Raw genomic sequence first — 1,864 nt, 5'->3', positions numbered from 1 at the left:
TTTAGATAGTGATAATGATGGAATACCTGATGTTGTAGAAAGTGGAAATTTAAGTAAAGTTACAGGTTATGATGGCTCAGGAAAAATTAATTTAGGTTTTTTAGATGCAAATGGAAATGGGATGAATGATGCTTCAGAATCTGTAAATCCAGTTGATTCAGATGGCGATGGTGTGCTGAATTATTTGGATTTAGACAGTGATAATGATGGGATTTTTGATGTAGATGAATGCGGTGTAGTAAGTTTTAGTGCAATAGCAGGATTGCAAAATGGAGATGGAGATATTAGTGGAGATGGAGTAGGCCAAGGTTTAGATACAGATGCTTTTAGAGAAACTGATACCAATTCAGACGGAATAATTGAATATTTTACTGATGGAATTTTAGATATCTATGATTATTTTAATGGAACAAATTTTACGGACTCTTATGGAAATATAAGTCAAGGTTCTTTGCCCTTATTTGTAAAAGATACCGATGGAGATGGAATTCCAGATTATATTGATGTAAAATCGAACGGAAGTACTTTTGATATCTCCGGAACATTATACGCAAGTTTAGATACAGATGCAGATGGTATTATAAATGGATCCACAGACACTGATGGAGATGGTATATTAGATACTTTTGATACCGATAACACAGTTTTTGGTTCACCAAGAAATTTAGATAGAAAACTACAATTATATTTTGACGGTAGAAATGATTATGCTGAAGATGATGCAACAGTTTTAAGTAGTTTACCAGAAGCTACTTTAATGGGGTTTGTAAAAATAGATCCTTTATCGTTAGGAAATCAAGTGGTTATGGGGCAAAATAATTTTTATATTCAATTATTAGCGAGCAAAAATATTCAAGTTGTTGTAGGTTCAATATCCATAACAACAAGCTCTCCTCTAACAGTGAATACTTGGACTCATATAGCAGCAACCTATGGTAATTCAGAATTGAAATTATATATAAACGGTTCTTTAATTGGTAGCGAAACCATTTCAGGTAATCTTTCTACAGATACTTCTAATTTTACTTTAGGAAGAAAACCAGGTACTAACAGTAATTATTATCACGGTTTTATGGAAGAAGTTAAGGTTTTTAATAAAGCCTTATCTGCTAACGAAATTCAAAAAATGATATATCAAGAAATAGAAAATAATTCAGGTATAGTAAAAGGAACTGTAATTCCTAGAAATATTACTGATTATATAGATACTTCAACTGCTCCAGTAGAATTATCTTGGGCATATTTAAAAAGGTATTTTAGAATGGATGCCTACAAAGATGATGTAATAGATGATTTAACCACATCATCAATTGATGTAACAGGAGCTAGAATTTATAACACAAAAGTTATTACAAATCAAACAGCACCTTTACCTTTTGTAACACAATCAAGCGGTTATTTATGTGATGCTATAACAGATACAACTAATGGTATTAAGGGTACAGATGTTGTAAATTATGATTGGAGTATTGTTCAGGTAAAACATAATGTAAATTACAATGGAAATCAAACACATGTTGGTCTAATAGTTGAAGATACAAATGAACTAAGTATTGAAAATGATTCAGAATTAAATGTTAGTTGGTATTTAAAATTAGATGGATTTGTAGATTTAGAAGGTGAATCGCAATTGGTGCAAGGTGATGATAGTATTTTAGATGAAGATAGTTTGGGCTATATAGAGCGAGATCAACAAGGAGAAGGTAATAAATATAGATATAACCAATGGTCGTCGCCTGTTTATACTGCAAATGATGGAAAAAACTACACAACAGTAGCCGCATCCTTAAGAGATGGAACAGATCCTGACAATCCAAAAACCATTACATTTAATGATACAGGTTATGATGGAGAAACTTCATCA

Annotated in this window: 1 protein-coding gene; it reads left to right on the top strand. The window is 31.7% G+C overall.

What is annotated here, in order from left to right; translation table 11 throughout:
* The coding region (locus ABY298_RS16200) for a LamG-like jellyroll fold domain-containing protein (protein WP_372747076.1) at positions 1 to 1,864 on the top strand (1,864 nt) is incomplete at both ends.

The organism is Lutibacter sp. (assembly GCF_041596795.1).
Taxonomy (GTDB): Bacteria; Bacteroidota; Bacteroidia; order Flavobacteriales; family Flavobacteriaceae; genus Lutibacter.
Note: the sequence above shows the minus strand (reverse complement) of the source record. Positions and strands in the feature narration are given on the sequence as shown.